This window comes from Bacillus sp. CH30_1T (assembly GCF_008364765.1).
In the GTDB taxonomy this organism is placed as follows: domain Bacteria; phylum Bacillota; class Bacilli; order Bacillales; family Bacillaceae_B; genus Rossellomorea.
Genome location: NZ_VTUY01000025.1, coordinates 1 through 6,427 on the forward strand (window position 1 = coordinate 1; position 6,427 = coordinate 6,427).

Genomic DNA, 6,427 nt, shown 5'->3' on the forward strand with positions numbered 1-6,427 from the left:
CAAGAGATTAAGAGCGTTTTATGATAAGAAGCGTGAGGAAGGCAAACTTTATAAAGTCGCCGTCATTGCTTGCGTAAATAAGCTCTTACATTGGATCTATGCCATATTAAAAAACAGAACCACTTTCCAAGATATAGCCTAATTAAGATTTCCAGCTAAATAAGACAAAACCTTCCAAATATATGTCAGTGGAAGGTTATTTGGCATGCGTGTTTTCAGTATAACATGAGTTATTTTAAGTTTTTATTGAAAAATGTTGACAAACTATTAGCTGGTTTAATGGAATACCGCCTTATTGAGCGACAAGTAAAAATATAATACTTCCAATAATTATAAGTAGTATTAAAATTCCTGTGCCTTTCCAGCCTAAGCTGCCCACTAAATCAGCCAGATTACTGTGATTATTCATATCACCCATTGGGTTCTTTTTGAATTCTTCCTGCCTTAATTTCTCTCTTTTATGTTCGGGATTTTCCTTGTTATTCTCCACTTTAATCCCCCTTAATTAAGAAGTCACTATTCAACAATCCTGCCCTTTAATTGAAGTAGGGCAATAGCTAGATCGATATGCTGATCTTCAGTTATTGCCCCCTATAACGGGATAGCACTAATTTTCAATTATCCTAATGTCACTAATTGGATAAAAAACAACATTTGTAGTCCCTACAACCTCATCTATGGGGATTGCTCCTATTTGTCTGCTATCTGTACTATTTCTTCTGTTATCCCCCATAACGAATAAATGACCTTCTGGAACAGTAGCTTGTCCGACAGCAGTACCCTCTAATTTAAAGGGTCTCGTTAGGTCACCATTAATATTTTTCTTTTCCTTATCTAAGTATGGTTCTTTATACGCTTTTCCATTTACATATAAAGTATCTTTTTTATATTCAATTTTATCCCCAGGTAAACCAATAACACGCTTAATATAGTCTTGTTTCTCATTTGCGTGAAAGACAACAATATCAAATCTTTCAGGTTCTCCTAATTTTGATACAATCATTCTTTCGTGATCTTGTAGGGTAGTATTCATCGAAGCCCCATCAACTACAATAGGAGTAAATAAGAATGCACGAACCGTAAACACAATAACTGCAGCTATAACCATAGCTTTCATCCATTCTAGCGTCTCATTTTTCTTTTTAACCATTTTTTTCATCCTCTCACTATAAAAAGTCAAGTTCATACTTTTTTCGTTTTTCCGTTAAACGCTCTCCGTTAATTGAACATAGGTATTATTTTATCAATCAACCAATACAACAGAAAGAGTATTAATTTGAGCTGGGTTCGATTCTTTAATGATACCTTCAAATCCTACTTTTACCTTGTCTCCAACTTGGAAAGTCTCAGCATTATTCACAGAAAGGTCAATAAACACATCACTTTCAGGATTACCCTCATACACTTTAGCAGAAACAAGTGCACGGTTATCATTAATTTCTTTGATTGTTCCTGTAAAACTTGAACTTTCCGTTTTGATTTCATTTTCTTCACTGCTAGCTATTGAATTAGAACATCCAATAATGGGTAATAAAACAATTATTGCTAGTGCCTTAAATATTCTTGTCATATCACATTATTCCTCCATTCATATGCCATTAAATGAGAGGTTTTATAAAAGAGGGGATAATCTGGGATATTCAATTATCCTGCCCAAATAACAGATTAAGTACATAATCACCTATTTTCTTAGTAGTTCCTGGTGAATCTCGTTTAAAAGATATAGTACTCTCACAAGACATCCCAGAATAATTCCAAAAGCAAGAACCAAACCAATTTCATCCAATGGAATTAAAAGATATCCTAGTAAACTTGCTGCAATGATTAAAAACAATAAAAACAAAAATATTACCTCCAACAACACCATAATTATTAAAATATTTCATACTTCCCATTATGAAATAAAGTATAGATGGAATTTAGCTGCCTAATTTTCAACTAATGCACCCGTTAGCTTTAGAAAAGAAAAGTTACTTTAAATGTTTCGTACAGTTATACAAAATACAATCCCATTTATCTTCTGTATTGTTTAAAATAGTAATAGATGTATTATTGATATATGTCTTTTGGAATTTCTGTGGAAGTAATTGCTGTAATGTTAATCCGATTAAAGCACCGTGGCTGACTACCAATATTCGTTTCCCTTTATATGTACAAACTATATCCTCTAAAAAATCTCTTCCTCTGATAGATACGTCTTCAAACTTTTCCATTCCAAGTTCTAAATTTCGCCACTTACCTCCCCATAGTTTGACCCTTTCTTCCTCTGTTGTTCCTTCAATTTCCCCACAATTTATTTCTCGAACCCTTTCATCAATATGACTAATGGGTAAATCTATTTTACTTCCAATAATTTTTGCTGTTTCAATCGCCCTCGATAAGTCACTTGTAATAATCATATCCCATTTTTCTTCTTGAGATAGTCTATCTCCAATATCAGATGCTTGCTTTCTGCCAATCTCATTTAAAGGAATATCAGATACTCCTTGTGCTTTTCCTAAAGAATTCCATTCAGTAATTCCGTGTCTAATTAGTCCTATTGTAGTCATTCTCCCACCCTATATATATCTATATTCAATTTAGGTTGTTCCACTAACCCCTTTAACTTAATACCAATTATTTCAAAAACATTTAATCCTTACAATGATTTTATTCCGCAAAAAAAGCGCGATGTTAAATAATCGCGCCCGATAGCTGAAAATTATAAGTCAGTTATTTGACTCTGCTCGTCATTAAAAAATTCTTTAACTGTTTAACGGTTTTTACAATATACGTAGGTTTCGATTGACTTATTTCTTCAAATGAACCATATCCATAAGTTACTCCAATAGAGTCAATACCAGTATTTTTTGCTCCAATAATATCATGCTTACGGTCACCAATCATAATAAAGTCATGTTGCTGATTATCTTTGTACTTATCTAATATGTATTGAATAATGTCAGTTTTTGATGTTCTTGTTCCATCAAGATTACTTCCAACAATAAGATCAAAATATTGATCAATATTAAAATATTTCAGTATTTGTTCAGAAAATACTGTAGGCTTAGAAGTTGCAACAACTAAAGTATATTGTTGTTCTTTTAATGATTTTAGTAGTAAAGGAATATTTGAATATAACTCATTCTCAAACATCCCCGTTTTCTTAAACCTGTCTCGATAAAAATCAATTGCTCTATGTGTATGTTCCTCATCAAAATTGTAATATTCCGCAAATGAAACTTGTAATGGTGGACCAATGAAACATTTAAGTTTATCAAGATCAGTCTCAACAATACCCATTTTCTGTAATGCAAATTGAACCGATTTAGTAATACCTTCTTTTGGGTCTGAGAGTGTTCCATCCAGATCAAATAAAATTATCTTATATTTGTCCATATTTTAATCTCTCCCTAATTGTAACTAATTTTAACCTAATTTTATCATAATAATTTCAAAAAAATTGAAACTCTTCTTCAACTAACTGGCCCGATACAAGAAGAAAGAGCCTCATACCCACTAAGGGATAAAGCTCTAAAATGTTAAAAATATTTACAATAGAAGTCCTGACGTAGCTTCCCACTAAGTTGAGCATAGATTTTAGTCGTCTCACTTTTCTCATGTCCCAAAAGGCTTTGGATCACTTCAAGGGGCGCACCATTATTAATTAGATGAGTGGCATAGCTATGTCTTAATTGATGAGGATGAATGCTCTTCTTTATACCGGCTCGTTTAGAAACCCGTTTTATAATGTATCGAATCATATCGATACTCATTCGGTGTTTGGGTTTTCTCTCTGTTATAAATAGGCAATCCTCTTGGTCGTCCCGTTCATCCAAGTACCGTTTCAACCAAAGGGAGCAGCGAGTATTAAAATATACTTCCCTCTCTTTGTCACCTTTTCCATGAACAATAACAGAGTTGGCTGAGAAGTTGATGTCTTCCCGGTTAAGCTTTACTATTTCCCCTATCCGACAACCTGTTGAATAAAAGAATTCAAACAAGGCATTTTCCAAAGAGCTCTCGCAAGCTTCTCTTAAGTGTTCGATTTCAAGATCCGTGAGGAACTTTGGGATTCTTTTTCCTATTTTCGGTTCCTTTAACTTAGCAGCGGGATTGTACGGAAGATGTCCTTCATCATGTATCCACTTAAAAAGGGATCGAATGCATCGGACTCGGTGCCCCAGGCTCGCCGGTTTTAAATGGTCTCCTGAATGGATCAGATAACTCTTCAATTCATCGGTTGTGAAGTCCTTTATGCTGATATCACCAAAGTGTTTTAACAGAAGAGTATATTGAAAACAATAAGCTTTCAACGTTAGTGGAGAATACCCTTCAATCTTCTTATCTAACTGATACTTTTCCCAGGCTTCGGACAGTCTCATCACGTTATCATCTCCTATAAGGCTGCCAACCAAGTAAACTTTGGTTCTAGTATGCCCATTCGGAAGATGATTTATTCTAAGCTATTAAAAAAGTGTTCTGCTTTTACAAGCACACCTAAATGACCATCAATCTTATATTAGCGCCCCAGCTAACGTAATAGACCATGCATTGATTATTTATTTGAGTACTTGGCTGTTTCGATTTCCTCACATAACTCAGGAAAATGTTTCTTAAAAGATTTTACTATCTTAGTGGTTTTGCTAAATGTATATTTCCTTATTTCATCATAAGGAATCCATATATTTCTACTTTGAATTTGATCATATAGAGATGATATAATAGCATCACGGTGATTAGGAGGGAGTTTCCTAGTTGTATGTCTTTCTATCATTTTTTCGTGGTAAAGCTTATAAAGTTCCGTTGCAATCCAATCCTTTTGACTATTTTTCAATTGTGAAAATCGTTTGTTTGTTTGAAGTAGTTTTCCATTTACCTTTATATGATTTTTCATTAAGAACAGTCCTTTAATCTTACTCGACTTAACATCTATAATTGTACCATATTCTTATTGCTTCATCCTTTATAGAAGAACATGCGTCTTCACTTATTATAGAAAAGCCCCCATAGTTGAACAATCTACAATTGCTTCAGAGCTTCACATACTGACCAACTTTGATGTTCATGAAATAAGTTATTTATAGCTTGGGATGGTTCAATCCATTTTAAGTAGTGGTCTTCCTCTATAGGCTTACTTACTTTCTTACCAATTTCGCAAATATAAAAATGGCCCTCACTTAGATAATACTTAAATTCATTTGTAGAATAGAAATATCTATTAGCACAACCTATAAAATCAAGAATTTTAATCTCCATTCCCATTTCTTCTAACGCTTCTCTCTTGAGACATTCCTCGTGTGTCTCATTACCTTCTATTCCACCACCTGGAAGAAAATACTTTCCATCACATGTTTGAATAACAGCTACTTTATTGTCCTGGCTGTTGAACATTACACTATAAACAGCTGGTCTTAATATGTACTCTATGCCTACTTCTTTTTTTCCAAATGTAATAACAGTCATATTCAAATCACACCTTTTTCTTCAATTCACCTTAAACCTACTGCCCTGCCCTTTCTTGAACAAAATTGGGGCGGCTGCTTATTCAGCAAACGCCCCCGTAGGTGGAAGAGGATTTATATTATCTTCCTAATGTCTTCCCATCCGTATACAAATTCCCTTAATCTTCTTCCTGATATCTCTGTCTCAATAGTGTCAATTTTTTTAGCCCCAAGAGCCTCATAAAATAATCTAGAATTATTATCTTTTAGCACAATAACTGTCATCGCAAAAATTTCTTGCTCTAAAAATTCATCTATTATAGGGGTTAATAGCAATTTCCCTAGACCACTTCTTTGGTATTCTTTTAATATATATATGGCATATAACTCACCACGAAATGATGAGTATTTATTATCTCGTTGGGGACCACAACTTGAAAAACCTACAATTTCACCTGCACTATTTTCAGCTGCAAAAACAACCCCTCCATTTGAAATAATATCTTTCCATTTTAGTTCTCGACTTTCGTAGCTCATCCTTATTAAGTAGTCATCTGGCACAATGTCTTTATAAGTGGTTTTCCAACTATCTACTTGAACTTTTGCTATGCCTCTTGCGTCATTTATATCTGCTCTTTTAATATTCATATTTCACCTCAATTGAAATTCGCCTTTTCGGTTTTCTAGTAAAGATCCCCTTTATGGGAGGCTGCTGCTTGTTCAGCAAACGCCCCCTTTCGTATTATTAGGTTAACCAGAATGTTAGATTTTTCTGGTTGACCATTTTTTATATGGTCTTATTATAACAGTAGCCAGGGTAGAACGTCCGCCCCCGTGGGACTTAGATCCCGTCAGTTAAACCGTTCACCCCCTACTGGTAGAAACATGTTTGAGGCTGGTTGGGACAAAGATCTCGTATAACAAGCGAAGCTATGATACTACTAAGAGGATTAGGGGTTACTGGCAAGTTGAATATAAGGAGGAGATTGAGAATGAATCCAGTC

Annotated in this window: 9 protein-coding genes and 1 pseudogene; 1 reads left to right on the forward strand and 9 read right to left on the reverse strand. The window is 34.3% G+C overall.

Annotation, left to right across the window (positions count from 1 at the left end):
* A pseudogene (locus F0342_RS24390) lies at positions 1 to 142 on the forward strand (IS110 family transposase); the annotation flags it as partial.
* A gap of 150 nt (positions 143 to 292) precedes the next feature.
* Here the strand turns inward: F0342_RS24390 and F0342_RS24395 are convergent.
* From F0342_RS24395 to F0342_RS24435, 9 genes are all read right to left on the reverse strand, one after another.
* Complete coding sequence (locus F0342_RS24395; protein ID WP_149158286.1) at positions 293 to 490, reverse strand: DUF6366 family protein; 198 nt, start codon at positions 488 to 490, stop codon at positions 293 to 295.
* A gap of 117 nt (positions 491 to 607) precedes the next feature.
* Entirely contained in the window at positions 608 to 1,150 is a 543-nt protein-coding gene (gene lepB / locus F0342_RS24400) for a signal peptidase I (RefSeq protein ID WP_149158287.1), read from the reverse strand.
* A 93-nt stretch (positions 1,151 to 1,243) separates the two neighbouring features.
* Positions 1,244 to 1,570, reverse strand: a complete 327-nt coding sequence (locus F0342_RS24405) for a DUF3221 domain-containing protein (protein ID WP_149158288.1) — start codon at positions 1,568 to 1,570, stop codon at positions 1,244 to 1,246.
* Positions 1,571 to 1,970: 400 nt separating this feature from the next.
* A complete protein-coding gene (locus F0342_RS24410) occupies positions 1,971 to 2,549 on the reverse strand; it encodes a histidine phosphatase family protein (RefSeq protein ID WP_149158289.1) in 579 nt (192 codons plus the stop codon).
* Between the two features lie 163 nt (positions 2,550 to 2,712).
* Positions 2,713 to 3,378, reverse strand: coding sequence for an HAD family hydrolase (locus F0342_RS24415; protein ID WP_149158290.1), 666 nt, complete (start codon positions 3,376 to 3,378; stop codon positions 2,713 to 2,715).
* 143 nt (positions 3,379 to 3,521) lie between these two features.
* Complete coding sequence (xerA, locus tag F0342_RS24420; RefSeq protein ID WP_149158294.1) at positions 3,522 to 4,364, reverse strand: site-specific tyrosine recombinase/integron integrase; 843 nt, start codon at positions 4,362 to 4,364, stop codon at positions 3,522 to 3,524.
* A 173-nt stretch (positions 4,365 to 4,537) separates the two neighbouring features.
* A complete protein-coding gene (locus tag F0342_RS24425) occupies positions 4,538 to 4,876 on the reverse strand; it encodes a hypothetical protein (RefSeq protein ID WP_149158291.1) in 339 nt (112 codons plus the stop codon).
* A gap of 125 nt (positions 4,877 to 5,001) precedes the next feature.
* Positions 5,002 to 5,445: an NUDIX hydrolase gene (locus F0342_RS24430; protein ID WP_149158292.1), complete on the reverse strand. Its 444-nt coding sequence runs from the start codon at positions 5,443 to 5,445 to the stop codon at positions 5,002 to 5,004.
* Positions 5,446 to 5,558: 113 nt separating this feature from the next.
* Entirely contained in the window at positions 5,559 to 6,071 is a 513-nt protein-coding gene (locus F0342_RS24435; protein WP_149158293.1) for a GNAT family N-acetyltransferase, read from the reverse strand.
* Positions 6,072 to 6,427 lie beyond the last annotated feature (356 nt).

Bases quoted from the DNA above. Each gene is read 5' to 3' on its own strand.
- lepB (WP_149158287.1), bottom strand. From the start codon at position 1,150: ATGGTTAAAAAGAAAAATGAGACGCTAGAATGGATGAAAGCTATGGTT.
- F0342_RS24405 (WP_149158288.1), bottom strand. From the start codon at position 1,570: ATGACAAGAATATTTAAGGCACTAGCAATAATTGTTTTATTACCCATT.
- F0342_RS24410 (WP_149158289.1), bottom strand. From the start codon at position 2,549: ATGACTACAATAGGACTAATTAGACACGGAATTACTGAATGGAATTCT.
- F0342_RS24415 (WP_149158290.1), bottom strand. From the start codon at position 3,378: ATGGACAAATATAAGATAATTTTATTTGATCTGGATGGAACACTCTCA.
- xerA (WP_149158294.1), bottom strand. From the start codon at position 4,364: ATGAGACTGTCCGAAGCCTGGGAAAAGTATCAGTTAGATAAGAAGATT.
- F0342_RS24425 (WP_149158291.1), bottom strand. From the start codon at position 4,876: ATGAAAAATCATATAAAGGTAAATGGAAAACTACTTCAAACAAACAAA.
- F0342_RS24430 (WP_149158292.1), bottom strand. From the start codon at position 5,445: ATGACTGTTATTACATTTGGAAAAAAAGAAGTAGGCATAGAGTACATA.
- F0342_RS24435 (WP_149158293.1), bottom strand. From the start codon at position 6,071: ATGAATATTAAAAGAGCAGATATAAATGACGCAAGAGGCATAGCAAAA.